The sequence below is a fragment of the Streptomonospora nanhaiensis genome (assembly GCF_026642255.1).
GTDB classification, from domain to species: Bacteria; Actinomycetota; Actinomycetes; order Streptosporangiales; family Streptosporangiaceae; genus Nocardiopsis; species Nocardiopsis tropica.
Window position 1 is genome coordinate 2,244,565 of sequence record NZ_CP113264.1, and the last position, 26,037, is coordinate 2,270,601.

A 26,037-nucleotide genomic window follows, 5' to 3' on the forward strand; every position below is an offset into this window, starting at 1 on the left:
TCGGGAGGACACCCGGCGCCGGGCTCGGGGAGGGAACGCGGGGGAGCCGCCACAGGGCTCCGGCGACACGTTCCTGAGCGAACCCTACTGTGGTCAGGCGGGCGTTCGGGCGGCCGTCCCGGCCCGCGGCCCGCCCGCGGGCCCGGGAGCGGGCCCGCCGGAGCACGGCTCCGCGCACTCCCCGGCCGGATCGGTGATCATGGGTCGGTGCGGTTCTCCATCCTTGGGCCCCTCCTGGTGCACGACGCGACCGGAAGGCCCGTCACCATCGGCGGCGCGCGGCTGCGCGTCCTCCTCTGCCTCCTCCTGCTCCGCGCCGGGCGGCGCGTGCCCGTCGAACAGCTCGTCGACGGCATCTGGGCGGGCGACCCCCCGGCCTCGGCGGGCAACGCCCTCCAGGCGCTCGTCTCCCGCCTGCGCCGGGCCCTGGGCACAGGCGCCGCCGTCGACGGCGACGGCACGGGCTACCGGCTGGACGTCGACCCCGGACAGGTCGACCTCGACCGCTTCGAGGACCTGGCCGCGAAGGGCAGGGCCCGCCTCGCCGCAGGTCGGCCCGCCGACGCCGAACGGGACCTGGGCGCGGCGCTCGCCCTGTGGCGGGGGCCGGCGCTGTCCGACCTGACCGCGCACGGCATCGCCGAGGACATCGCGCTGGGCCTGGCCGAGACCCACCGGTCCGCGGCCGAGGACCACCTGGCGGCCCGCGCCGACCTCGGCCACCACGCCGAGATCCTGCCCCGCGTCGAGGCGCTCGCCCGGCGCGAGCCGGACCGAGAGCGCCCCGTCGAGCTGCTCATGCGGGTGCTGGCCGCGACCGGGCGCACGGCGGACGCCCTGGCCGCCTACGAGCGCTTCCGCGGCCGCCTCGCCGACAACCTGGGCCTGGACCCCTCGCCCCAGCTGCGCGACACCCACCTGCGGCTGCTGCGCGGCGAGTTCGACGCGCCCTCCCCCGAGCCCGCGACCCCGCCGAACCTGCACCTGCCCGCCACCCTGACCGGTTTCGTGCCGCGCGACACCGAGCTGGGGACCGCCGTGGGCCTCCTCACCACCGGGCGCCTGGTCACCCTGACCGGGCCCGGCGGGGCGGGGAAGACGCGCCTGGCGATCGAGGCCGCCACCGCCCTGGCCGCACGCGCTCCGCACCTGCTCGCCCGGGGAGGCTGGTTCGTCGAACTCGCGTCCAGGTCCGGCGCCGACGTCCCGGACGCCCTGGCCGGCGCCCTGGGACTGCGCGAGTACGCCATGCTCCGGGCGGCGTCCTCCCGGGCTCCGGTCCCCCCGCTGGAACGGGTCGTCTCCCACATCGGCGACCGTCCCGCGCTCATCGTGCTCGACAACTGCGAGCACCTCGTCGAGGACGTGGCCAGGGCCGTGGAGCCCCTTCTCGCCCGCTGCCCCCGCCTGCGCGTCCTGACCACCTCCCGCGAACCCCTCGGCGTCCCGGGCGAACAGCTCATGCCCGTGCCCTCCCTGGCGCTGCCGCCCGAGGGCGCCGACGCCGCGAAGGCCGTCACCTACCCCTCCGTCGCCCTGTTCGCCGAGCGGGCCGCCTCGGTGCGCCCCGGCTTCGCCGTCACGCCCGGCAACGTCGCCCACGTCGTCCGCGTGGCGCGGGAGCTGGACGGCATGCCCCTCGCCCTGGAGCTGGCCGCCGCCAGGCTGCGCTCCATGACCGCCGCCCAGCTCGCCGAGAGGCTGTCCGACCGTTTCCGGCTGCTCACCGGGGGCAGCCGGGGCGCGCTGCCGCGCCACCGCACGCTGAGGGCCGTCGTCGACTGGAGCTGGGAACTCCTCGACGAACCCGAGCGGCGCCTGCTGCGGCGCCTGTCGGTCTTCGCCGGCGGCGCGACCCTGGAGGCCGTCGAGCGGATCTGCGCCGACCCCGCACCGGGCCCCGGCACGGAGGGGCGGGTGGACGGCCGGGACGTGTGGACCGTCCTGTTCTCCCTGGTGGACAAGTCGCTCGTGATCGCCGAGAACCCCGTCGGCGACGACGCCCCGCCCCGCTACCGGCAGCTGGAGACCGTCCGCGCCTACGCCGCCGAGAGGCTGGCCCTCAGCGGGGAGGAGGTGCGCGTGCGCGACACCCACGCGCGCCACGTCCGCGACCTGTGGCGCGCGGCGGACCCGCTCCTGCGCGGGCGGCGCCAGGGCGAACTGCTCGCGCGCCTGGCCCCCGAGTCCGCGGACCATGACGCGGCGGTGCGGTGGGCGGTGGAGCGCGCGGACGCCGGGCTCGCCCTGGACCTGGTCGAGCACACCCAGTGGTACTGGACCCTGGGAGGGTCCTGGCGCCGGCTGGTCCGCTGGTCGGAGGCGGTCCTGGACATGCTCGGCGGCCGCGTCCCCGAGGGCAGGGCCGTCGCCTACGCCAGCTGCCTGTTCCACCGGGCGGGCGACGGTTCGACGCACCACGCCACGGTGGAGGCGGCCATCAGGGAGGTCGAGGAGGTCGTCGCGGCGTCGGGCGGGCGGGTCGAGCGCCATCCCGTGCTCGTCCACTGCCTGCTGTACAGGGCGATGCTCCAGGGGCGGTCCGGTGACGCCTACGAGCGCCTGGCCGCGGCCCTGGACCAGCCCGACCCCTGGATGCGCGCGATGGTGCGCGTCCTGCTGTCCCTGCTCGACGCCGTCACCGGCCACACCGGGGAGTCCGCGGACAAGGCGGAGGCCGCACTGGAGGAGTTCCGTGCCTGCGGCGACGCCTGGGGCGCGTGCCAGGCGCTCGCCCAGCTGGTGGACGTGTACCGCTTCGAGGACCTCGAACGCTGCCGCGAGCTGCTGACCGACGGGATGCGGCTGGCCTCGGAGTCGGGCCTGACGGGGATGGCGGCGGTGTTCCGGGTCCGACGGGCCCAGACCCTCACCGACCTCGGGGAGCTGGATGCGGCCCGCCGGGACCTGGGGGCGCTGTCCGACTTCGAGGACCCGGTCCAGGACGAGCACAGGGTGTTGCTGTCGCTGGCGGAGGCGCACTGGCTCGGCGAGGCAGGGGAGCTGGAGCGCGCCCGCGAGGTCGTCGACCGGATGCGGCAGGAGCTGAGCGGCCTGGGCGGGTTCTCACCGGTCTACCTGGAGGGGGGCCTGGGGGCCATGTCCGCGCTCCTGCACTGGAAGGCCGGAGAGCGGGAGGCGGCCTGGCGGGACATCGGCCGCGCGTGGTGGACGGCCTCCCACGGGCTGCGCCCCGTCTGCGCGGAGATCCTGGACGTCTTCGCGATGATGCTGGCGGGGGAGGAACCGCGCCGGGCGGCCCGCATGCTCGGGTACGCCGAGGGGCTGCGCGGCGTCCCCGACCGCACCACCCCGTTCGTGGTGCGGGCGCGGGAGCGGGTGCGCGCGGAGCTGGGCGGGGCCGCGTACGAACGGCTGGCCGCGGAGGCGAGGGGCACGGACGAGGACGAGGTCCTGGCGGGTGTGGGCGAGTGGCTGGCCCCGCTCGTGCCCGACCACAGGCCGGGGAACCGGCGCTCCGGCCGGTGACCGGACGGGGGTCGGAGGGGCCGCGCCGCCCCCGGGGCCCGGGGGCGGCGCGACGGGACGCCGCTCAGGTGCGGCGGCGGTACGCCCACACGGCGAGCGGGAAGAAGACCGCGGTGAAGATCGCGGACCACGCCACCGTCCACAGGACCGGGCCCGTGGCGTCGCCCGTGCCGAGCATCAGGGCCCGCATGGCGTCGACGACGTGGGTGACCGGGTTGTTCGCGGCGACCGCCTGCAGCCAGCTGGGCATGTCCGCCGGGGCGACGAACGCCGAGCTGCTGAAGGTCAGCGGGAACATGAGGATCATCCCGAACGCCTGCACGGCCATCGGCGTGCGCACGATCATGCCGACGAAGGCCGACATCCAGCACAGCGCGAACGCGAACAGCAGCACCAGGCCGGCCGCCACGACCACGCCGACCACGCCGCCCTCGGGGCGGAAGCCGATGAGCATGCCGACCAGGAGCACCATCACCACGGTGATCGTGTACCGGGCCAGGTCGCCGAGGATTGCGCCGGTGAGCGGGGCCGACCGGGCGATGGGCAGCGACCGGAACCGGTCGAAGATGCCCTTCTCCACGTCCTGGCTCAGTGAGAAGCCCGTGCCCAGCGTCGCGAAGATGACCGACTGCGCGATGATGCCGGGCATCAGGAAGTCGCGGTAGGCCTGCCAGTCGCCCATCATCGCCTGCCCGAAGACGAAGACGAACAGGGTCACGAACATGACCGGCTGCAGTATCAGCCCCAAGACCTCCTCGGGGTTGGCCTTGATCTTCAGGACACTGCGCCAGGCCAGCTGGAGGCCGTTCCGGATCGTGCCCAGCGGCGTGATCCTCGCCGGGATCGCCGGGGCGCCCCCGGGCTCCGCGGCCCGGGTCCGGGTCGTCACGGTACTCATGCTCTGGCCCCCTCGTCCGCGGACGCGTCCGCGGTCTCCTCTTCGGCGGTGTGCCCGGTCAGGGCGAGGAACACCTCGTCCAGGCTCGGCTTGCGCAGCGACAGCTCGGCGACCGCCACGCCCTGCTCGTCCAGGCGGCGCACCACCTCGGGCAGGACGCCCGAACTGGTGACCGGGACGCTGGCGAGCAGCCCGTCGGAGACGACGGGCGTGCTGGTGACCGCCTCGATGATCCTCGTCGCCAGGGAGATCTGCCCGGGGTCCACCGTGCGCAGTTCGAGCACCTGGTTCCCGGCCCGGCTCTTGAGCTCCTCCGGGGTCCCCCTGCTGATCATCCGCCCGTGGTCGAGCACCATGAGGTCGTCGGCCAGCTGGTCGGCCTCCTCCAGGTACTGGGTGGTGAGCAGGACGGTCACGCCGTCGTCCACCAGCCCGCGCACGACGTCCCACAGGCCGTTGCGGCTGTGCGGGTCCAGCCCGGTCGTGGGCTCGTCCAGGTACAGCAGGGCCGGGCGGCCGACCAGGCTCGCGGCCAGGTCGAGCCGTCGTCGCATGCCGCCCGAGTAGGTCTTGGCGGGGCGGTCCGCGGCGTCGGTGAGCTCGAAGCGCTCGAGCAGCTCCGCGGCGCGGGCCCGGGCGTCGGCCCCGCCGAAGCCCAGCAGGCGCGCGATGAGGAGCAGGTTCTGGGTGCCGGTCAGATCGGCGTCCACGGCCGCGTACTGGCCCGTCAGGCCGATGAGCCGGCGGACCTCGTGCGGTTGGCGGACCACGTCGAAGCCGCCGACCTCGGCGTACCCGCCGTCGGGTCTGAGCAGGGTCGCCAGGATGCGCACCATCGTGGTCTTGCCGGACCCGTTGGGCCCCAGGACGCCGAGCACGGCCCCCGTCCTGGCCGTCAGGTCGACACCGTCCAGGGCGCGTTTGCCCTTGAACTGCTTGACCAGGCCCTCCGCGCGGATGGCGTCAGTCATCGTTCCTCCGTTTCAACGTTCGTCCACCAGTGTGACGAGCCGGGCTGACAGAACGCTGACAGAGTTCCCGCGCCCCGGGGCGGCCGTGCGGGGAGGCCCGCGGGGAGGGGCCTTCGGACACGGAGGGCCTAAACTCGTGCAGGTGATGAACACCCCGCCGTACGACGCCATTCCCGACCCGGACCGGCCCCGGGGCGGCCCCGAACCAGGGGACGGGGAGGCCGCGCGGCTGCGGCCCCCGCAGAGCCGCGTGAGCAGCAGGGCGATCGGGGTGTGGACCCTGAGGATCCTGTTCGGGTCGGTGTTCACCCTCGTCCTGCTCAGCGCTGTCGCCTGGGGCGCCTCGTCGCTCGGCTGGGCCTGGATCCCGTTCAGCGTGCAGGACAACGCGTGGCTGCTCCCTCTCGCCTACGGGGTGTACGCGCTGCTCAAGGTGGCGATCGTGCCGTCCTGGCGGTACAGGGTGCACCGCTGGGAGGTGGCCGGGGACATCATCTACACGCGGGTGGGCTGGATCAGCCGCACCTGGCAGCTGGTGCCCGTCAACAGGCTGCAGACCGTCGACCACACGCAGGGGTGGCTGGAGCGCGTGTTCGACGTTGCCACGCTGGAGGTGCAGACCGCCTCCTACGCGGGTTCGTCCACGATCGAGGGGCTGGACGCCGGGCAGGCGCGCCGCCTGAGCGAGGACCTCGCGGTGCGCGCCGGAGCGCTGAGGGACGACGCGACCTGATGGGCACGGAGCAGGAGGACGGCGGTCGCGCCGAACAGCACGGGGAACGGTACGGGTCCGGGGCGCGCGGCGTCCCGGACGGGACCGGCCGCGGCCCGCAGGGGGGCCACGGCGCGCGGCCCGCGGAAGGGGACGGCGCGGCACGCGTTCTACCCGGGGAGGGCGTACCCGCGCACGGCGGTCCCGGGCCGGAGCCGCACCCGGCGCCCCCGCCCGAGGGGTCGGCCCCGGCCGGGGGCTGGGTCGCCCCGGGGAGCACGCCCGCGCCCCGGGACCCGGGGCGCGCGGCGGGGGGCGCGGTTCCGGCCGGCCCGCCGGCGGTGTACGGCACATCGGCCCAGGGCGCGGGGGGTCCGCCGCAGGGGTGGGACGACCGGTCCCGGACCGGCCCCGGCGCCGTGCCGGGGCACGGGCAGCCGGCTCCCGCTCCGGAGCCTCCCCGCACGGCCACTACGTACGGAGCCCCGCCCCACGACGCCCCGCCCCAGGGCCCTCCGCCGTACGGCGCTCCTCCCGGGGGCGTCCCGTGGCACGGCCCCGCGCCCCACCCGGGCGCGCCCGGCGACGTGCCCCCGTACGGCGCCCCGCCGCACTCCGGGCCCCCGCACGGGGCGGCTCCGCGCGCCTGGTGGGGGCCCGCGCCGGCGGAGGGGCCGGAGGCCGGGGCCGCGCCCGGCGGACGGGCCCGGGACGCGGCGCCCTTCCTCGCGCCGGAGCGGGCGCGCCGGATCAGCCCCCGGAGCATGGTCGTGGGCCCCATCAACCAGCTCAAGGGCCTCCTGGTGCCGATCGCCGCGGGACTGGTGCTGGGCGGGTTCAACGCCTGGGTGCTGGGCGCCACGGGCGCCACCGTCGTGGCGCTGCTCGTCGGCGGCTTCGTCACCTGGAGGACCACCCGCTACGAGGTCGGCGAGGACCGGCTGGAGATCCGCAAGGGGCTGATCAGGCGCTCCCGGCGCACGATCCCCCTCGAACGCGTCCGCGGCGTCGACGTCACCAGCACGCTGCTGCACCGTCTCCTCGGTGTCGCCGTGGTGCGCATCGAGGCCGCGGCCGGATCGGCCGCCGCGACCGAGGACGGCAAGCTGGACGCGGTGGCGGCGGACGAGGCCGAGCGCCTGCGCCGCGTCCTGCTGCACCGCAAGGCCGTCCTCACCGGGCAGGAGACCGGGCCCCGGGCGGCCCCTGGCGGCGGGGCCCCGGAGGCGGGGGAGGCGGCGCGGGGGGAGGCGCAGGCTCCGCCGGTCCCGGAGGACGACACCGTCACGTACTTCGCCATGCCGCGCTCCTGGTACCTGTACGGGGCGCTCAGCCTGGGGTACCTGCTCACCCCCTTCGCGGTCCTGGCCACCCTCTTCGGTACGGTCCAGCAGACGGCGGGAGAGCTGGCCAACGACTTCGTCGTGGACTGGGTCACCTCGTCGGACCGGGGCTTCCTCCTGGTGGCGGCCCTGGTCTTCGCGGGTGTGCTGGTGCTGCTGATGCCGGTGTTCGCCGTGGTCTCCTACGCCCTCACGCACTGGGGTTTCTCGCTCCGCGGGCGCGACGGCTCCCTGGTCGCCGAGCGCGGGCTGTTCACCCGGCGCAGCGTCACGCTGGAGAGGCGCCGCATCCGCGGCCACGAGCTCCTGGACACCCCCCTCGAACGCACGCGCGGCGCCGTGCGCCTGCGCGCCATCGTCACCGGCCTGGGCGACGCCGCCAACCGCGCCGTGCTGCTCCCGACCGGGCCCCGCCCCGTGGTCGAGGACGTGGTCGGCCGGGCGCTGGCCCTCTTCGGGGGCACCCTGAAGCGCCATCCGCGTGCTGCCCTGTTCCGGCGGCTCACGCGGGCCGTCGGACCGTTCGCCCTGGTGGCGGTGGTCGCCGCGGCCCTGGGGGCGGAGTGGCTCGCGGTGGCGGGCGCCGTGCTCGCCGTGCTGGGGATCCCCCTGGGCGTGGACCGCTACCGGGCCCTCGGCCACGGGTACGACGGCGAGCGGGTGAGCGTCCGCTCCGGTTCGCTGAGCCGGAGCCAGGCGACGGTGGAGCGCTCGGCGGTGATCGGCTGGACCTGGAGGCAGACCCTCTTCCAGCGGGGACCCTCCCTGGCCGACCTCCAGGTCACCGTGGGGGCGGGCGCGGGGGGCTACACCGTCCAGGACGCCTCGATCGGTGAGTCGGTGGCCTTCGCGGCGCAGGTCACCCCGGAGATGGTGCGACCGTTCCTGGAGGATCCCGGCGCGCCGGGGCACAAGGGCTGAACCCGCTCCGCGCCGGCGGGCGGCCCGGTCCCCCGCGCCGGGGCGGCCGGGAACGCCGGAGGGCGACCGTGCCGTGCGGCTCCGGTCGCCCTCCGCCGAGGCGGGCCGGGGGTGTGGCCGCCCCCGGCGCCGTCAACGCGCCTACTCGTCCTTCTTGGACCCGAACATGATCTCGTCCCACGAGGGGACCGATGCGCGTCGGCCGCGGCCCTTGCGCTTGGCCGCGGCGCGGTCGTTGCTCCCGTTGGCGACCGCCGGCACGGCCGCGGGGCTCGCGGGCGCCTGGTCGGCGGCGCGGCGGGGGGTCCCGGTGTCGTTGAGGTCCATGGTGGCCCGGCGGCGCCGCGCGGCGGGCCGCGGCTGGGCCGGGGGATCGGCCGCCGGCGGTGCGGTGTCGGGTTCGGCGGCGCGTGCCGGACGGCCCTCCGGCGGCCACTCGGGGGCCGTGCGGCGCTCGGGGCGCGGGGGCCGCTCCTCCGCGCCGTGGTCCGCGTACGCCGCGGGCGCCGACGGCTCGGGCGCGGGGCGCCGGTCGGGCTCGGGGGCACGGGGCCCGGGTTCGGCGCGCGGCCCCCCGAAGGGGTGCTCGGGGCGCGTCCCGCCCGGGCGCTCCGCCCGGTCGTCCCACTCTCGGACGCGTTCGGTGGGCAGGCGGCCCGTGGGGCGGCGCTCGCCCTGGCGCTCGCCGGGGGCACGGTACTCCGAGTGGCGGCGCTCCTCCTCGCGGAGCCTGTCGGCGGGGTGTGCGTCGGACGGGCGGAACTCGGCGGGGCGGTGCTCCTCCGACCTGTACCGCGGCTCGCGGCGGGGGTCGCGGTCCGGGTCGGCGTCCCCGTCGCGGCCGTCCGCACGCTGACCGGGACGGCGGTGACCGGCCTGCTCCGAGCCGGGCACCTCGAACCGGCGCCGGCGCTCGTCGCGGACGGGGTCGCCGAACCGGTCGGTCTCGGGCCGGGCCGCCCGGACGGGGGGCAGCGGATCGTCGAGGGGTTCCTCCCGGGGCGCCCGGCGGGCCGGGGCGTGGTCGGGGCGCCGCTCCGCCGCCGACTGCGCGTCCATCCGGGGCATGTGCGCGGGGGCCTCGCTCCGGCGCGGTGCGAAGGGCGTCACGTTCGCGCCGGGGGCGGACGGCGCGTCCGGCTCCGGGGAGGAGAACCGCGCGGCCTCCTCGTCCGCGGGCACCACGCTGTTGTGTCTGGGCTCGTACAGCCAGTGGGCGACGCGCTCCTCGCTGCCGTGCAGGAAGACGAGCTTGAGCTGCCACGAGCGGTCCTCGCGCTTCCACGAGTCCCACACGGCGTCGCCGGTCTCCAGCTGGTGCGCGCCGATCCGCTTGGCGACCAGGTCGCCCAGGGAGGGGCCCGGTCCGGCGTCGCCGTGCGCCCGCACGGTCGCGCGCTGGGCCTGCTGGGCGATGTACTCGCGTTCCTGGAGGACGGGGCCCTCGAACCAGCGGACCCGTTCGATCGGTATGCCGGAGATCTCGGAGATGGCCTCCGCGGTCTCGCCGGACCGGATGCGGGCCTGGATTTCCTTGGGGCGCAACGGATTCTCCACTTCGATCTCGTACTGGCCGAGCCGGGAGAACTGGCCGCGGACTGCGGCGCGGAGACGGTCGTCGACGGGCAGCGTGAAACGGGTTCCACGGCCGGCGCTGGCGAGCACCAGGTAGGTGCCGTCCTCGCTCACGGCCACGAGGCGAAGCTCGTGCATCGCCCTCCCTTTCGCGTCCCGTCGAGGGTAGGTCCCGCGACCCGGTCCCCGCGTTCTCCAAGTCTGGTCGGCCGACAGCGGTTCGGCCAGTACCGCGCCCGGCATGTCCGAACTGTGCCCGCCTCCCGTTCCGTGGCACTGACCACGGTGGGAGCCGCCCCGGGTGCCGGGGCACTCACGGTCGCTTCCGCTGCCAATCTTGGCACGCTGAGCCTTCGGCGACCGGGAGCGATCGGGGGGAATGTCGCCGATCCCGTGCGAAGGCTCCGCGGTGATGGTATCCCGGGGCCCCTGAATCACCCCAGGTATGGGAAAAACTCCGATCTCGGCCCGGGGTCCGATCGGACGAAGCCCCTCTTCGGCAAACCGACACGCCGACCTATGCCGGAGAGTGATGCTTCTTATGTCTTGGCGTTATCGGAACCCGGGGCCCCTTAGGGTGAGTTATCCATCTATGAGCGAAATGTGATGTTTGGTGACTGTGGGGCTGTATGCCCCACCACACGCGCATCCCGCCAGTACGAGTTCCCGTCGCGCCCCGCGCGGCCGACGAAGGAGGGGCGACCGGATGGGTCGGACCGGACACGACGACGACAACGAGGCGGAGGAGGGCACCGGGAAGAAGAAGCGGATCGAACTGAGCGTCTCCCAGGTCGCGGGCGCCGGCGCCGCCACGCTCGCCGCCGCGACCGCGGCCTCGTACCTCAACGTGTACGGCACGGTCGTCGGCGCCGCCGTCATGGCCACGCTCAGCACCCTGGTCAGCCCCCTCCTCCAGCACTGGTTCTCCCGCAGCGGCGAACAGGCCAGGCAGCTGGCGGGGAAGGCGGTCGGCCACACCGAGGCCGGACCCGTGGCGCCCGGGGCGCCCGTGGCCCCCTTCCCGGAGGAGATCTCCGAGTCGGGCCTGCTCAGGGAGGTCTCCGAGGCGGGCCCTCCCGACGGAGCGCCCCGCGACTTCGACGCCACCCGCACGATGGCCATGCCCGCACTGGGGGCGACCGACGACGGGACCGCCGCCTTCGGCGGCCCCGGGGACCCCGCGAACCGGGCCGGCGTCCCGGACGGGACCGCCCTGCTGCCCGCGGCGGACACCGGGGGCCGGGGCCGCGGCGGTTCCGGGGAGCGGGAGGGGGGCGGCCTCCGTCCGCGGCGCGGCTGGCGCTCCGTGGTGGTCCCGGCCGCCGCGGTGTTCGCTCTGGTGATGCTCGTGATCCTGCTGTTCGAGCTGTTCACGGGACGGTCGCTGACCGCCTGGACGCAAGGCGGCGAGGAGCCCACCTCGCCCACCCTGTTCGGCGGTTCCAGCTCGGGCGCCCCGGCGCAGGAGGACGACCCCGGGACCGGGGAGACCACCGAGGACGAGCCCTGGACCACCGACCGGGAGCCGGGGACGGGAACGACCGGGACGACGCCCGAGCCGGACGCCCCCGCGACCGAGGAGCCCGAGGACGGCACCGGTGGCGGCGGGACGGGCGGCGACGGCGGCACCGGTGGGACCACCGAGCCCACGGACCCGCCGGTCGAGGAGCAGGAACCCCAGGACCCGGGTACGCAGCAGCCCGACCCCGGGACCGGCGACGGCGGAGGACAGGGGGGCGGGGCCCCCGCCCCGGCGCCCGCCCCCGCGCCCCCCGCGGGCTGACGGGCCCCCGGCACAGGACGACGGCGGCGGGACCCCGCACGGGGCCCCGCCGCCCGTGTGCGGCGACGCGTGCCCCGGGCGGGAGGGAGCCGGGCCCCGGGGCCCGCACCGCGTCCCCGGTGCCTCAGCCGAGGACCCGCTCCAGGTAGTCGTTGCCGAACCGGCGCCCCGGGTCCACGCGGTCGCGCACCGCCAGGGCCTCGCCCAGGCGCGGGTAGACCTTCTCCAGGTAGGACCGGTCGCGCGTGTGCATCTTGCCCCAGTGCGGGCGCCCGCCCACCGACGTGAACACGGCCTCCATGTCGGCGAAGTACGCCTCGTGGGGGGTGCCCTTGTACACGTGCACCGCGACGTACGCCGTGTCGCGCCCGTAGGCGGTCGACAGCCACACGTCGTCGGCCGGCGCGAACCGCACCTCCACCGGGAAGCTCACCCGGTGGTCGCCCCGGTCCACGATCCTGCGGGCCTCGCGCAGCACGTCCACCAGGTGCTCGGCGGGGATCGCGTACTCCATCTCGACGAACCGCACGTCGCGCACGGACGCGAACACCTTGTGCGACGTGTCGGTGTACCTGCGGGCCGACAGCGCCCGCGAGCTGATCCGGTTCACGGCGGGCACGAGCCGGGGGTGGCGCCGGCACACGCGGTTGACCCTCTCGAAGACCGTGTTGGACAGGAAGTCGTCGTCCAGCCACGTCCGGAAGCCGGACAGCGGCCGTGCCGGCCCGTCCGCGGTGTTGTTGCGCTTGGTGTTGGTGTTGCCGGTGTGCGGGAACCAGAAGAACTCGAAGTGCTCGTTGCCCGCACGCAGCTCGGGAAGCCTCTCCAGCACCTCGTCCAACGGCATCGGCTCCTCCCTCGCGTACAGCAGGAAGGCCGGGCGCACCGCCATCGTCAGCGCGGTGACCACGCCGAACGCGCCCAGCCCCACCCGGGCGGAGTGGAACAGCCCGGGGTCGCGGTCCGGGGAGCACTCGACCACGGAGCCGTCGGCGAGCACCATCTCCAGCCCGACCACCTGGGAGGCCAGGCCGCCCGAGTCCCGGCCGGTCCCGTGGGTGCCGGTCTGCACCGCTCCGGCCATGGTCTGCACGGCGATGTCGCCCATGTTGGCCAGGGCGACGCCGTGCTCGGCCAGCACGTCGTTGAAGTCGCACAGGGGAAGGCCCGCCTCGACCGTGGCGGTGCCCGCCTCCGGGTCGACCGAGCGCACCGCGGCCAACGAGGTGGGGGAGAGGAGGAGGCCGTCGGTGACCGCCACGTCGGTGAAGGAGTGGCCCGAACCGACCATGCGGACCCTCAGGCCCTCGTCGGCGGCCGAGAGGACCGCGGCGGCCACCGCCGCGGTGTCCCCGGGAGCCGCCGTGCGCCTCGGGCGCGCCTGGTAGGTGTCCGCCCATGTGTGCCACGACACATCTGTCATGCGGCGACATTACCCACTGGTCACTTCTGCCGCCAGGGGGGTCCTCCGCCGGGTGCTCCGCCCGCCGGGGGAGGGGAGGCCAAGACCACAGGGCGCTGATCCGGGGGGTCGCGCGAGGAGGTCCCGGAGAGCTGGTTTCATAAGGTCCATGAGGCCTTACGACGCGTTTCTGCTGATCTCCTTCGGTGGCCCGGAGGGCGAGGACGAGGTCATCCCCTTCCTGGAGAACGTCACCCGCGGACGCAACATCCCCCGCGAGCGGCTGGCCGAGGTCGGAGAGCACTACTTCCTGTTCGGGGGCGTGAGCCCGATCAACCAGCAGTGCCGGGACCTGATCGCCGCGATCACCGACGACTTCTCCGCCAACGGGATCGACCTGCCCGTCTACTGGGGCAACCGGTTCTGGGCGCCGATGCTCACCGACACCCTCGCCGCGATGCGCGACGACGGCGTGCGCCGGGTGCTGGCCCTGCCCACCTCCGCGTACTGCAACTGGTCGAGCCGCACGGCCTACGAGGAGGACATCGCCCGCGCCCGCGCCGCACTGGGGGAGGACGCCCCCGAGGTCGACCTGATCCGTCCCTTCTACGACCACCCCGGGTTCGTCGAGCCGCTGGTGGAGCACACCCTCGCGTCCCTGGACGCCCTCCCCGAGGACCAGCGCCGGGGCGCCCGCCTGCTCTTCTCCGCGCACTCCATCCCCATGGCGATGGCGCAGGAGAGCGGAGGTCCGGGGCAGGGGTTCGGCCCCGCGGGCGCCTACGGGGCGCAGCTCGCCGAGGTGGCCCGCCTGGTGGTGGACCGCCTCGACCGCGAGTACCCGTTCGAGGTCGTCTACCAGAGCCGCAGCGGCCCGCCGAGCCAGCCCTGGCTGGAGCCGGACGTCAACGACCGCATGGAGGAGCTCGCCGCCGAGGGCGTGCCCGCCGTGGTCGTCGTCCCGCACGGGTTCGTCTCCGACCACATGGAGGTCAAGTTCGACCTCGACGTCGAGGCGCGCGAGACCGCGCAGAAGCTGGGCATCGGCTACGAGCGCGCGCTCAGCCCGGGCACGCACCCCGCGTTCGTCTCCATGGTGACCGACCTGGTCCGCGAGTACACCGGCGGGAAGGAACCCCGGAAGCTGGGCGCCCTCCCGCGCTGCGCCGGCTGCGACTGCTGAACTGCTCCGCGCCGGGACGGGGCGGAGCGCCGGGCCTCCGCCCCCGGACGGCCCGCGGGGCCGGGCCCCGGCCCGCCCCGCGACGGTCCTGCCGCGCGTCGGCCCCGGGCCCCGGGCGCCGGCCCCGGACGCGGCCGGGGGCGCGCCGGTAGGTTGGGTAAACGCTGCTGACACCGCCCCTCTCCCGAGTCGACGGCGCCAGTGGCCGCCCAGGACCCGCCCGATAGGGTCTCACCGGATCACGAGTCGACGTTCAGGAGTATGTGTCTTGGTTCGTTCCTGGTATGAGCTGCCGGAGTACGTCCGACTTCGCCGCGTCAACGGCCTGCGCCTCTCGCCGGACGGAACCCGTCTGGTCGCACCCGTCAGCGGCATCGCCCCCGACGCCAAGTCCTTCCGCAGCGCCCTGTGGGAGATCGACGTCAACCCCGAGGCCGAGGGCGGGAGCGCTCCCCGACGCCTCACCCGCTCCGCCAAGGGCGAGAGCGGCGTCGGCTTCCTGCCCGACGGCTCGGTGCTCTTCACCACCGGCAGACCCGACCCCGAGGCCGGGCCCGAGGACAAGGCGGCCTCCGCCCTGTGGCTCCTGCCCGCCGGGGGCGGCGAGGCCCGCCAGGTCGCCTCCCGGCCCGGCGGCGTCGGCTCCTTCACCGTCGCCCGCGACTCAGGCCTGGTCGCCTTCACCTCCGACGTCCTCCCGCGCAGCGAGGACGAGGAGGGGGACAGGGAGGCCCGCAAGGCCCGCGAGGAGGCCGGCGTCAGCGCCATCCTGCACGAGGCGCTCCCCGTCCGCCACTGGGACAGCGACGTCGGCCCCGACCACCCCCGCTACTTCGTCGCCGAGCCGCCGGCCGACGACGACGCCCGGCTCGGCGAGCCCCGCGACCTCACCCCGGACGCGGGTATGGCGCTCCTGGGCGCGGGCGGCTCCCTCACGCCCGACGGCGCGGTCCTCGTCACCGAGTGGCGGGTCCCCGCCGCCGGGGGCGCCCACCGCACCGAGGTCGTCGCCGTCGACACCGCCACCGGCGAGCGGCGCACGATCGCCACCGACCCCGAGTTCGACTTCGGCCGCCCGCAGGTCTCCCCGGACGGGCGCAGCGTCCTCCTCGTCCGCAGCCACGAGGGCGCGTACGACGGCGAGCCGCGCGACGAGACCGCGTGGCTGGTCGACCTGGCGACCGGCGAGGGCCGCGACCTGCTCCCCGCACACGAGATGTGGCCGCGCGAGCTCGCCTGGTCCGCCGACTCCGGCGCCGTGTTCGTCGTCGCCGACGAGAACGGCCGCCGCCCGGTCTTCCGCGTCGACACGGCCACCGGATCGCTCACCCGGATCACCGGCGACCACGGCGCCTACAGCGGCCTCAACCCCTCCCCCGACGGCCGGTACGTGTACGCGCTGCGCGACGCCTGGGACGCCCCGCCGGCCCCCGTGCGCCTGTCCTCGGACACCGAGGACGGGGAGCCCGCGTACCTGCGCACGCCCGGCTCCGCGCTGACGATGCCCGGCACCCTGACCGAGGTCGAGGCCACGGCGGACGACGGCACCCGGATCCGGTCCTGGCTCGTCCTGCCGGAGGAGGCGTCCGCGGAGTCGCCCGCACCGCTCATGCTGTGGGTGCACGGCGGCCCGTACATGAGCTTCAACGGCTGGTCCTGGCGCTGGAACCCGTGGCTGCTCGCCGCCCGCGGCTACGCGGTCCTGCTGCCCGACCCGGCGCTGTCCACCGGCTACGGGCAGCACATGCTCCGCCGGGCCTGGGGCAAGTGGGGACCGCGCACGTACGCCGACGTCATGTCCGCCACGGACGCCGCAGTGGCCCGCGAGGACATCGACGCCGAGCGCACGGCCATGATGGGCGGCTCCTTCGGCGGCTACATGGCCAACTGGATCGCCGGGCACACCGACAGGTTCAAGGCGATCGTCTCGCACGCCTCCCTCTGGGGCCTGGACGGCTTCAACGGCACCACCGACTACCCGCCGGTGTGGGAGCGGGAGTTCGGCACCCCGCTGGCGCGGCCGGAGCGCTACACCCTGAACTCGCCGCACCTGCACGCGGCGGACATCCGCACGCCGATGCTCGTCATCCACGGCGACAAGGACTACCGGGTGCCCATCTCCGAGGGGCTGCGCCTGTGGCGCGACCTGCTGCTGCACGAGGTGGACGCCAAGTTCCTGTACTTCCCGGACGAGAACCACTGGATCCTCACGCCGGGGAACGCCCAGATCTGGTACAAGACCGTCTTCGCCTTCCTCGACCACCACGTCCACGGCAAGGAGTGGGCCAGGCCCGACCTGCTGTAGGCGGGTCCTCCCCGCCCCTGCCGGTCCTCCTCCCGCCGCGCCCCCGCGCCCCCGCGCCCCTGGCGCACGGCCGGGCCGGACGCCGAACCCGCCGCGCGGGAGGCCGCCCGTCGGCCGGGGAGCCCTCCGGAGAACACTCCCCGGCCGCGGCGCGGTGGGGGCGGGGCCGCTGCCCCGCGTCCCACCGCACCGCTCCGCCCCCGGGAACCCTCCGGGGGCGGAGCGGGAGGCCGTCAGACGACCGTCGCGAGGAGCGCGGCCCACTCGCGGTTGGGGAACTCCAGGTACCCCCTGTCCCGGTTCCGTGTGTCGCGTACGGCCGCGGTCGCGCCCTCGGACACCTCGACGCAGTTCGTGGCGCCCTGGCTGTGACCGGCCTTGTGCCATGTCCGCGGGGTCTGCTGCTGGTGATGCATGAGGCTGCCTCTTTCTCCTCGGAGTGTCCAGAGGTCCGGAGGAAGGGCGCCCGCGGACTTCCGGAGGGTCGGTCCACGCCGCCGGACGGGTCCGGAGCGGTTCCGGACGCCCGCCGTGCGGCGAGGGGGCGCGGACCGGGGCCCGCGCCGGCTTCTCGCCGTGCGTCCGTGACCGTTCACGGCCCGCTCGCGGTGCGCCCGGGAGGGCGGTGCCGGGACCGGGCACCGGATGGGTTCCTCCCGCGTTCGCTCTCACGCCTCCCCGGAACGGACAGTGCCCGATCCGGGCGGGGTGATGCGCTCCGAGGACGGAACGCGGCCGGGCGCGCCGCACGGTACGCGGTACCGGGCGCTCCGCGCCGGCCGCCGGCCCCCGGGGAAGGGCCGTCCCCCCGGGGCCCCGCCGCAGCGGTCCCGCCGATCCGAGCCGCCGCCCCGGCCGACGGGCATAGGGTGCGGTTGCGGGGCCTTCAGGGGCGTCGGTAGCGCTCCCGGCCCCGCGCACCAGCATGCGTACCGGGCACCCGGCGGCCCCGCGTCCGGGCGGGGCCGGCACGGGGCCATGCCACGACGGGGAGAACCACCAGTGAGTACCACCCACGCCGCACCCGACCGGGAGAGCCTGCGCGACCTCGCCGTGAGAGTGGCGGCGGAGGCGGGCGACCTCGCCGCCGGGGGCCAGGCGGGCATCACCGTGCTCGACACCAAGTCCAGCCCCACCGACGTCGTCACCAGGATGGACCGCGCCACCGAGGACCTCATCCGGGCGCGCCTGCTCGCCGTCCGCCCGGACGACGCCGTCCTGGGGGAGGAGGGCGGCGGCGAGGAGGGAACCAGCGGGGTGCGCTGGATCGTCGACCCCATCGACGGCACCGTCAACTACCTGTACGGAAGCCCCGACTGGGGCGTGGCCGTGGCCGCCGAGGTCGACGGCGTGGTGGTCGCCTCCGCGGTCAACGTGCCCGCGCGGGGGGAGATGTTCGAGGCGGTCCTGGGCGGCGGCTCCCGCCGCAACGGCGAGCCCCTCCAGGCCCCGCCCGCGGTCCCCCTGGAGCTCGCGCTGGTCGCCACCGGTTTCGGCTACTTCGCCGAGCGGCGTATCCAGCAGGCGAAGGTCCTCCTGGAGGTCGTCCCGCACATCCGCGACATCCGGCGCGGAGGCTCGGCCGCGGTGGACCTGACCGGCCTCGCCACCGGTCGCTGCAACGCCTACTACGAGCGCGGGCTCCACGCCTGGGACTGGTCCGCGCCGGGCCTGGTGGCCAGCGAGGCGGGGATCCGCGTGGGCGGCCCGGGGGGCGGGCCGCCCGGCAACGACCTCGTCATCGCCGGGCGCCCGGAGCTCTACGACGCCCTCGACGCGCTCCTGGCGCCGCTGGGCGCCGACACCGACGGCTGACCCCGGGCACGCGAAGGGCGCGGTGGGAGCTCCTCGTCCCACCGCGCCGCGACGCCGTCATCCGCCCCGGGCGTCCTAGGCGCGGGTGTCGAGGCCGTTGCGGGCCGCGATGCGGTGCAGGTCCTCCAGTTCCGACGCATGCGTGTCGGCGAGGAAGTCGTCTCCGGCGGCCTGCGCGGCCTTGAAGGAACTGTTGGTCTCGTTGATGCGAACCGTGATCTCCGCGAGGAACTCGCCCATTGCACCTCTTCCAGGGGTAGGCACCGGGGCACGCTGGTGCGCCGGTGCGGATCCGTTCGCGCACGCCGGGGGGCGTCCGCACGATCGAAGTGGTCACGACCCTGTGACACGCGTACGCGTCGCGGTCCGGCCCTCGGGCCGGTGTCCGCGCGCATCCCTTACGTGTACCGCACTGTGATCCAGGTCAAACCCCCGCCCCCCGCACGTGATCCTTCCGTGACCCGTCCCCGGGCGGGGGCGTGCTGCCGGGACGGGTGGGGGCCCGGCCGAGGGGACGCGGAGCCGGCACTGCCCGGCGTCCGACCGGCCCCCGGTCAAGTCCGGATCAAGGGTGTCCCACGACACATTTCCCTCCGGGGTCTTGTGCTTACTCGTTCCTTATTCTTCATCTGACACATTCGAGACGTGCGGGGTTGGGTCGCTGCCGACGGTTGGGGGATTCGTCGGCGGCGGCTCCCCGTGCGCCAAGGGGAGTTGTGAAGCTCCCGGCCCAGCGCCCGTGGTCACACGGGGGTGAGGTGGGCGGCCGGTTCGCGAAACCGCCGCGACGGGTTTACCGTCTCCTTACCCCGGCTGTGAAAGAACGGATGACGCGGCCGGGACCAAGAACGCCGCTGCCGGTGTGTTGGGGGATGCGCCGGCAGCGGCCCCTTTTCTTCCAGGTACCAACGCTTCAGAGGAACAACGTGCGCGTACTCGTGGTCGAAGACGAACGAGTCCTGGCCGACGCCGTCGCGGTCGGGCTGCGCCGCGAGGCCATGGCCGTCGACGTGGTCTACGACGGCGACACCGCCCTGGAGCACACGGCCGTCAACGACTACGACGTGGTCGTCCTGGACCGGGACCTCCCGGGCACCCACGGGGACGACGTCGCCCGCACCCTGGTCAACGAGAGCTACAACGGCCGCATCCTGATGCTCACCGCCTCCGGCGGCGTCCAGGACAAGGTCGAGGGCCTCACCATCGGGGCCGACGACTACCTGGCCAAGCCCTTCGCCTTCGCGGAGCTCATCGCCCGCGTGCGCGCGCTCAGCCGCCGCTCCGCGCCGCCGCTCCCGCCGGTCCTGGAGCGCCACGGCATCACCCTCGACCCGGCCAACCACCGCGTGTACCGCGACGACCGGGAGATCCCCCTCACGCCCAAGGAGTTCGCCGTCCTCCAGGTGCTCATGCGCGCCCAGGGGACCGTGGTCAGCGCCGAGGGGCTGCTGGAGAAGGCCTGGGACGAGAACGCCGACCCCTTCACGAACGTCGTCCGCGTCACCGTCATGACGCTGCGCAAGAAGCTCGGCGACCCGCCCGTCATCCAGACAGTGCCCGGTGCGGGGTACCGGTTGTGAGACCGGGGGAGCGTCCCGAGCCCGGGCAGGTGGAACCCACCGGCCCCGGCGACACCGGGACGTGGCGCCGACTGCACTCCACCTCTCCCCGGGGCGGGGCCGCGGAGCGCTCCACGGCCTCCGAGCGGGTCCACCACTTCACCGACAACATCAGCCTGCGCGCGCGGCTCACCCTCATCTACGGGATGCTGTTCTTCGCCGCGGGCTCCGTGCTCGTCCTGGTCAACTACCTGGTCGTGGCGGTCCTGCTCAACGCGCTCCTGGCGGAGGAGTCCGCCTCGGAGCTGCTCGCCCACAGCTACCTCATCGAGGAGGTCCTCACCCACGTCACGCGGTTCTCACTGCTGGCGCTGTTCCTGGTGGGGCTCCTCGCGGTGGCCCTGGGGTACGCGGTGGCGGGGCGGGCCCTGTCGCCGCTGCAGAAGATCACCCGCATCGCGCGCCGGCTGTCGGAGCGGTCCCTGCACGAGCGGATCGCCCTGTCCGGTCCCGACGACGAGATCCGCGAGCTGGCGGACACCTTCGACGGGATGCTGGAGCGCCTGGACCGGGCCTTCGACGGGCAGCGGCGCTTCGTCGCCAACGCCTCCCACGAGCTGCGCACGCCCCTGGCGATCAACCGCACCCTCCTGGAGGTGGCGCTCAGCGCGCCGGACGTCTCGTCCGACCTGAAGAGCGTGGGGCAGACCCTCCTGGAGACCAACGCCCGCCACGAACGGCTCATCGACGGCCTGCTCTTCCTCGCCAAGAGCGACAGGGAGCTGGAGGTCCGGGCCAGGGTCGACCTCGGAGAGGTCGCCGGGACGGTGCTGAGCCAGCTCGACGGCGACCTGTCCGGTTCCGGCCTGTCACTGCGCCAGGACCTGCGTCCCGCCCCGGTGGTGGGCGACCCCGTCCTGCTGGAGCGGCTCGTCGGCAACCTGGTGGAGAACGCCCTCAAGTACAACGTCCCCGAGGGCGAGATCACCGTCCGCAGCGGCATGTACGAGGGGATGCCCGCCGTCCAGGTGGAGAACTCCGGCAAGGTGATCCCCGCCTACGAGATCGAGGGGCTGTTCGAGCCGTTCCGCCGGGGCTCCGGCGACCGGGTCGGCTCCAGCCGCAGCGCCGGGCTGGGCCTGTCCATCGTCCGCTCCGTGGTGCGCGCCCACGAGGGGGTGGTGACCGCCTGGCCCCGGGCGGGCGGCGGCCTGGTCGTCACCGTGTGCCTCCCCGTGCCCTCCGGGGACCCGGGCGACCGGCGCTGACCCGGGCCCGCGGTCGGCCGAACCCCCGTGGCCCGGCTCCTCCGGGCCCGCCACGGACGCCGTGCGTCGGCGCGGAGAGGCCCCCGGCGGGGCCGGGGGCCGGGACCGAGCTGCGTTCGGCCGGACTTCGTGGTATCTATACGTGTCCGAAGACACGCCCACCCGTGTCACGAGCGTCGCGCTCGGGTGGGTATGCTTCCCCGGGCGTGGACACGGAGGGAATCCCTCCTGACGTGGGCATGTCTTGGCTTTCGCCCGCCCCTGGGGGAGTGTTTTGCGCTTTGTCCGGAATGGGCGGAAGCGGATTTTCCTGGTCTACGAGGCGCTCGACGTTGGGTAGTACACAGGGAGCCGATCCTTGGCGCAGCCGCCACACATGGCCGCCATCGGTCACGATCCCGTGAAATTACTGCTCACCTGTGGACAGTGGCCCGGGAGGGGACACGGTTCACCGACATCGGGAAAACTCATCGGCAGATCCGGGCACAACGAAGGTCTCTCAAGCGTTACACCCGCGCGACGAGGCACTGAACGAGGGGGATGGAGTTAGCAGAGATGGCCACCGACTACGACAGCCCGCGCAAGACTGACGAGGACATCAACGAGGACAGCCTCCAGGAGCTGCAGGCGCGGCGCGTGGACAAGGGCACCGGCACGATCGACGTCGACCCCGACGAGGTCGCGGAGGGCATGGAACTGCCCGGTGCCGACCTGTCGGGCGAGGAACTCGCGGTGCGCGTGCTCCCGCGCCAGGCCGACGAGTTCACCTGCTCGCGCTGCTTCCTTGTGCACCACCGCAGCCAGCTCGCCGAACAGCGCGCCGGTCAGCTGGTCTGCAAGGAGTGCACCTGAGCGGACGGGACGGACGCTGAACCGCCCCGCTCCGTGCGACCTCCGGTCCGTCGGGAGCGGACCCCGCCGCGACTCGACGCGTCCCTGACCGGGGGCGCGTCGCGCGTACCGCCCGGACATTCCCCGCCCGTCCGGACGCGAGGGGCCGGGGGGACGACGGCGGACGGCCGACCACACACCTGGGTGGTGCGGTCGGCCGCCCGCCGCCGTCACGGGGCGCCGGGCGCCCGGGCCTCAGAGCTCCAGCTCCTTGGGGCCGGCGCCGACCAGCTTCGCCCTGGCGGCCCGTACGGCCAGCACCCGGGCCACCTCCACGCCCACGCCGGCCATCACGGCCCAGCTGAGGGCACGGCCGAGGCTGACGTCGGGGGACTCCAGGTCCGTGGGCGGTTCCTCGCCGGTCACGCGGGTCCAGGCGAAGTTCAGGGCCTTGCGCATCACGAACTCCGCCGCGATCCCGGCCGCGAACCCGGCGAGAGCGGGACCGACGTCACCGCCGTCCTTCTTAGCCATGTGAATCGTCCACCGTTTCCGTTGGGTGTACGAGGGGGCGCGACGGGCGCGCCGCCCTCCTGTGCGTACGGGGAGATCCTTTCATGCCGACCTCCTGCGGACAGGATACCCCGGGGGGGTGTTTTTGCCCCTCTGTGACGCCCGGAAACCCGGAGCGATCACGGTCGTCGGAGCACTACCATTGCCCCATGACCAACCGCTCTCATTCCTTCCGCATGCCCGACAAGCCTTCGCTGGACGGTATCGAGGCGAAGTGGGTCGACGTATGGGATGAGTCCGGCGTCTACCACTTCGACCGCACCCGCAGCCGCGAGGACGTCTACTCCATCGACACCCCGCCGCCCACGGTCTCGGGGTCGCTGCACATCGGCCACGTGTTCTCGTACACGCACACCGACACCGTCGCGCGCTTCCAGCGGATGAACGGCAAGGCCGTCTTCTACCCGATGGGCTGGGACGACAACGGCCTGCCCACCGAGCGCCGCGTCCAGAACTACTACGGCGTCCGCTGCGACCCGTCGGTCCCCTACGACCCGGAGTTCGAGCCGCCGGCCAAGCCCGACCCCAAGCGGCAGATCCCCGTCTCCCGGCGCAACTTCATCGAGCTGTGCGACACGCTCACCGCCGAGGACGAGAAGGTCTTCGAGTCCATCTGGCGCCGGCTCGGGCTGAGCGTCGACTGGCGCCACACCTACGCCACCATCGACGACAACTCGCGCGCCGCCGCCCAGCGCGCCTTCCTGCGCAACCTGGCCCGGGGCGAGGCCTACATGTCCGAGGCGCCCACCCTGTGGGACGTCACCTTCCGGACCGCCGTCGCCCAGGCCGAGCTGGAGGACCGCGAGCGCCCCAGCGCCTACCACGAGGTCGCCTTCCACAGGCCCGACGGCACAGCGGTCCACATCGAGACCACCCGGCCCGAGCTCCTGGCCGCCTGCGTCGCCCTGGTCGCCCACCCCGACGACGAGCGCTACCAGGACCTGTTCGGCACCACCGTGCGCACGCCGGTCTTCGGCGTGGAGGTCCCGGTCCGGGCGCACCGCCTCGCCGACCCCGAGAAGGGGTCCGGCATCGCGATGATCTGCACCTTCGGCGACACCACCGACGTCACCTGGTGGCGCGAGCTCCAGCTGGAGACCCGCCCCGTCATCGGCTGGGACGGCCGCTTCATCGCCGACCCGCCCCGGGGACTGGAGTCCGGCGCCGCCCGCGAGGCCTACGACGCGCTCGTCGGCGCCACCGTCCACACGGCCCGCGAGCGCACCGTCGAGATGCTCCGCGCGAGCGGCGACCTGATCGGCGAGCCCAAGCCCATCACCCACCCGGTGAAGTTCTACGAGAAGGGCGACAAGCCCCTCGAGATCGTCACCACCCGCCAGTGGTACATCCGCAACGGCGGCCGGGACGAGGACCTGCGCGAGCAGCTGATCGCGCGCGGGCGCGAACTCACCTGGCACCCCGAGCACATGCGCGCCCGCTACGAGAACTGGGTCGGCGGCCTCAACGGCGACTGGCTGGTCAGCCGCCAGCGCTTCTTCGGCGTCCCCTTCCCCGTCTGGTATCCGCTGGACGCCGACGGCAACCCGCGCTACGACGAGCCGATCCTCCCCTCGGAGGACCAGCTCCCGGTCGACCCCAGCTCCGAGGTCCCCACGGGCTACACCGAGGACCGGCGCGGCCTGCCCGGCGGCTTCATGGGCGACCCCGACGTCATGGACACCTGGGCCACCTCCTCCCTATCCCCCCAGATCGCCTCCGGGTGGGAACGCGACCAGGACCTGTTCGAGCGCGTCTTCCCGATGGACTACCGCCCGCAGGGCCAGGACATCATCCGCACCTGGCTGTTCGCCACGGTGGTCCGCGCCAACTTCGAGAACGGCACCCTGCCCTGGAGCACCGCCGGCATCTCCGGCTGGATCCTGGACCCGGACCGCAAGAAGATGTCCAAGTCCAAGGGCAACGTCGTCACCCCCCTGGCGCTGCTGGAGAAGTACAGCTCCGACGCGGTCCGGTACTGGGCGGCGAGCGGCCGCCTGGGCACCGACACCGCCATGGACGAGGGCCAGATGAAGGTCGGCCGACGGCTGTCCATCAAGATCCTCAACGCCAGCAAGTTCGTCATGTCCGTCGCGGGCGAGGGCGCCACGGCCGACCCCGACCAGGTCACCGAGCCGCTGGACCGCGCGATGCTGGCCGCGCTCGCCGACGTCGTGGAGGACGCCACCGCCGCGTTCGCCGCCTACGACCACACACGGGCCCTGGAGCGCACCGAGCGCTTCTTCTGGGACTTCTGCGACGACTACCTGGAGCTCGTCAAGACCCGCGCCTACGACACCTCGTCCGCCGAGGGAGCCTCCGCGCGCGCCGCGCTCCTCGTCGCGCTGGGCGCCCTGCACAAGCTGTTCGCGCCCTTCGTCCCCTTCGTCGCCGAAGAGGTCTGGAGCTGGTGGCAGGAGGGATCGGTGCACTCCCAGACGTGGCCGGACGCCGCCTCCTACCGCGCCGCGGCAGCCGACGGCGACCCGGTGGTCCTCGCCGCCACGGCCGAGGTCCTGCGCGCCATCCGCAAGGCCAAGTCCGAGGCCAAGCTGTCGATGCGCGCCGAGGTCGAGCACGTGCGGGTCTCCGGCAAGCGGGTCGGGGCCGCCCGCGCGGCCACCGGTGACATCGCCGCCGCGGGCCGCGCGGCCGGGATCGACTTCCAGGACACCGACGACACCGACCTCACCGTCGAGGTGACGCTCCCCGAGGCCGCCGGGGAGTAGGACCGCGGCCGCGGGGAGCGTTCCCGGCGGCCGGGAGCACAGCCGCCAGGGCGCACGGGGCGGGACCGGGGACCGGTCCCGCCCCGCCGTCGCGCCCGGATCCCCGGCGCGAACCGGCGGCGCCGGACACCGGGGCAGAGCCCGGAGGGCGATAGGCTCGACCGATGTGAGTACCACAGCCCCGGAAGGCGGCCGGATCCCGATCACGGTCCACCGCCTGGACCCCGGCCTCCCCCTGCCCGCGTACGCGCATCCCGGCGACGGAGGGGCCGACCTGCACACCGCGGTCGACCTCGTCCTCGCCCCCGGCGAACGCGCGACCGTTCCCACCGGCCTGGCGATCGCCCTCCCGGACGGGTACGCGGCCTTCGTGCACCCGCGCTCCGGTCTCGCTGCGCGCAGCGGCGTCACCATGGTCAACGCGCCGGGCACCATCGACGCCGGATACCGCGGTGAGATCAAGGTGATCCTGCTCAACACGGACAGGGAGACCCCCGTGAAGCTGACCCGGGGCGACCGGATCGCGCAGCTGGTCGTCCAGCGGGTGGAGCACGCGGTGTTCGTCGAGGCCGACTCCCTTCCGGAGTCGGACCGGGGGACGGGCGGTTTCGGTTCGACGGGGGGCCACGCCGCGCAGCGGTGACGGCTCCCACCAACCCCGGTGCGATCCCGGGACCAACGGA

The 26,037-nt window shown here is 74.4% G+C and carries 19 protein-coding genes; 12 read left to right on the forward strand and 7 right to left on the reverse strand.

The features are described 5' to 3' along the window. Positions 1-207: 207 nt before the first annotated feature. Positions 208-3,489, forward strand: a complete 3,282-nt coding sequence (locus OUQ99_RS09840; RefSeq protein ID WP_267949117.1) for an ATP-binding protein — start codon at positions 208-210, stop codon at positions 3,487-3,489. Between the two features lie 64 nt (positions 3,490-3,553). Here OUQ99_RS09840 and OUQ99_RS09845 read toward each other — a convergent pair whose 3' ends face one another. Together OUQ99_RS09845 and OUQ99_RS09850 are read right to left on the reverse strand one after the other, a co-directional pair. Then, positions 3,554-4,387, reverse strand: coding sequence for an ABC transporter permease (locus OUQ99_RS09845; protein WP_267949118.1), 834 nt, complete (start codon positions 4,385-4,387; stop codon positions 3,554-3,556). Next, positions 4,384-5,358, reverse strand: coding sequence for an ATP-binding cassette domain-containing protein (locus OUQ99_RS09850; protein ID WP_267949119.1), 975 nt, complete (start codon positions 5,356-5,358; stop codon positions 4,384-4,386). The genes OUQ99_RS09845 and OUQ99_RS09850 overlap by 4 nt, the downstream gene beginning before the upstream one ends. Before the next feature lie 145 nt (positions 5,359-5,503). Between OUQ99_RS09850 and OUQ99_RS09855 the strand changes: the two genes are divergently transcribed. Further along, positions 5,504-6,091: a PH domain-containing protein gene (locus OUQ99_RS09855; protein ID WP_267949120.1), complete on the forward strand. Its 588-nt coding sequence runs from the start codon at positions 5,504-5,506 to the stop codon at positions 6,089-6,091. 743 nt (positions 6,092-6,834) lie between these two features. Next, the gene (locus OUQ99_RS09860; protein ID WP_267949121.1) at positions 6,835-8,334 is read left to right on the forward strand and encodes a PH domain-containing protein; all 1,500 of its coding nucleotides are present in this window, start codon (positions 6,835-6,837) and stop codon (positions 8,332-8,334) included. A gap of 141 nt (positions 8,335-8,475) precedes the next feature. On the opposite strand, the gene sepH is transcribed toward OUQ99_RS09860, so the two are convergent. After that, on the reverse strand, positions 8,476-10,047 hold the full coding sequence (gene sepH, locus OUQ99_RS09865) for a septation protein SepH (protein ID WP_267949122.1): 1,572 nt from the start codon (positions 10,045-10,047) through the stop codon (positions 8,476-8,478). 568 nt (positions 10,048-10,615) lie between these two features. Here sepH and OUQ99_RS09870 point away from each other — a divergent pair. After that, positions 10,616-11,692: a hypothetical protein gene (locus tag OUQ99_RS09870; RefSeq protein ID WP_267949123.1), complete on the forward strand. Its 1,077-nt coding sequence runs from the start codon at positions 10,616-10,618 to the stop codon at positions 11,690-11,692. 124 nt (positions 11,693-11,816) lie between these two features. On the opposite strand, the gene OUQ99_RS09875 is transcribed toward OUQ99_RS09870, so the two are convergent. Continuing rightward, positions 11,817-13,115 (reverse strand): D-arabinono-1,4-lactone oxidase, encoded by a 1,299-nt coding sequence (locus tag OUQ99_RS09875; protein WP_267949124.1) that lies wholly within the window; start codon positions 13,113-13,115, stop codon positions 11,817-11,819. Positions 13,116-13,263: 148 nt separating this feature from the next. Here OUQ99_RS09875 and OUQ99_RS09880 point away from each other — a divergent pair, with 148 nt between their 5' ends. Together OUQ99_RS09880 and OUQ99_RS09885 are read left to right on the forward strand one after the other, a co-directional pair. Next, on the forward strand, positions 13,264-14,277 hold the full coding sequence (locus OUQ99_RS09880) for a ferrochelatase (protein ID WP_267949125.1): 1,014 nt from the start codon (positions 13,264-13,266) through the stop codon (positions 14,275-14,277). A 268-nt stretch (positions 14,278-14,545) separates the two neighbouring features. Then, positions 14,546-16,582 (forward strand): S9 family peptidase, encoded by a 2,037-nt coding sequence (locus OUQ99_RS09885; protein WP_267949126.1) that lies wholly within the window; start codon positions 14,546-14,548, stop codon positions 16,580-16,582. Positions 16,583-16,815: 233 nt separating this feature from the next. On the opposite strand, the gene OUQ99_RS09890 is transcribed toward OUQ99_RS09885, so the two are convergent. Further along, the gene (locus tag OUQ99_RS09890) at positions 16,816-16,998 is read right to left on the reverse strand and encodes a DUF397 domain-containing protein (protein ID WP_267949127.1); all 183 of its coding nucleotides are present in this window, start codon (positions 16,996-16,998) and stop codon (positions 16,816-16,818) included. 586 nt (positions 16,999-17,584) lie between these two features. Here OUQ99_RS09890 and OUQ99_RS09895 point away from each other — a divergent pair. Further along, the gene (locus tag OUQ99_RS09895; RefSeq protein ID WP_267949128.1) at positions 17,585-18,397 is read left to right on the forward strand and encodes an inositol monophosphatase family protein; all 813 of its coding nucleotides are present in this window, start codon (positions 17,585-17,587) and stop codon (positions 18,395-18,397) included. A 75-nt stretch (positions 18,398-18,472) separates the two neighbouring features. On the opposite strand, the gene OUQ99_RS09900 is transcribed toward OUQ99_RS09895, so the two are convergent. Beyond that, positions 18,473-18,637 carry a hypothetical protein gene (locus tag OUQ99_RS09900; RefSeq protein WP_267949129.1) on the reverse strand — a complete coding sequence of 55 codons (165 nt, stop codon included), beginning with the start codon at positions 18,635-18,637 and terminating at the stop codon, positions 18,473-18,475. 686 nt (positions 18,638-19,323) lie between these two features. On the opposite strand from OUQ99_RS09900, the gene OUQ99_RS09905 reads away from it, so the two are divergent. The 3 genes from OUQ99_RS09905 (at position 19,324) to OUQ99_RS09915 (ending at position 22,076) form a co-directional block, all read left to right on the forward strand. After that, on the forward strand, positions 19,324-19,977 hold the full coding sequence (locus OUQ99_RS09905) for a response regulator transcription factor (protein ID WP_267949130.1): 654 nt from the start codon (positions 19,324-19,326) through the stop codon (positions 19,975-19,977). After that, entirely contained in the window at positions 19,974-21,224 is a 1,251-nt protein-coding gene (locus OUQ99_RS09910) for a sensor histidine kinase (RefSeq protein ID WP_267949131.1), read from the forward strand. Before OUQ99_RS09905 ends, OUQ99_RS09910 begins: the two co-directional genes overlap by 4 nt. Before the next feature lie 555 nt (positions 21,225-21,779). Beyond that, positions 21,780-22,076, forward strand: a complete 297-nt coding sequence (locus OUQ99_RS09915) for a DUF4193 domain-containing protein (RefSeq protein WP_087100666.1) — start codon at positions 21,780-21,782, stop codon at positions 22,074-22,076. A 234-nt stretch (positions 22,077-22,310) separates the two neighbouring features. Here OUQ99_RS09915 and OUQ99_RS09920 read toward each other — a convergent pair whose 3' ends face one another. Continuing rightward, on the reverse strand, positions 22,311-22,589 hold the full coding sequence (locus OUQ99_RS09920) for a DUF4235 domain-containing protein (protein ID WP_267949132.1): 279 nt from the start codon (positions 22,587-22,589) through the stop codon (positions 22,311-22,313). A gap of 188 nt (positions 22,590-22,777) precedes the next feature. Here OUQ99_RS09920 and valS point away from each other — a divergent pair, with 188 nt between their 5' ends. Next, positions 22,778-25,354: a valine--tRNA ligase gene (gene valS, locus OUQ99_RS09925; protein ID WP_267949133.1), complete on the forward strand. Its 2,577-nt coding sequence runs from the start codon at positions 22,778-22,780 to the stop codon at positions 25,352-25,354. Positions 25,355-25,520: 166 nt separating this feature from the next. Beyond that, positions 25,521-25,997 carry a dUTP diphosphatase gene (dut, locus tag OUQ99_RS09930; protein WP_267949134.1) on the forward strand — a complete coding sequence of 159 codons (477 nt, stop codon included), beginning with the start codon at positions 25,521-25,523 and terminating at the stop codon, positions 25,995-25,997. The last annotated feature ends 40 nt before the right edge of the window (positions 25,998-26,037 follow it).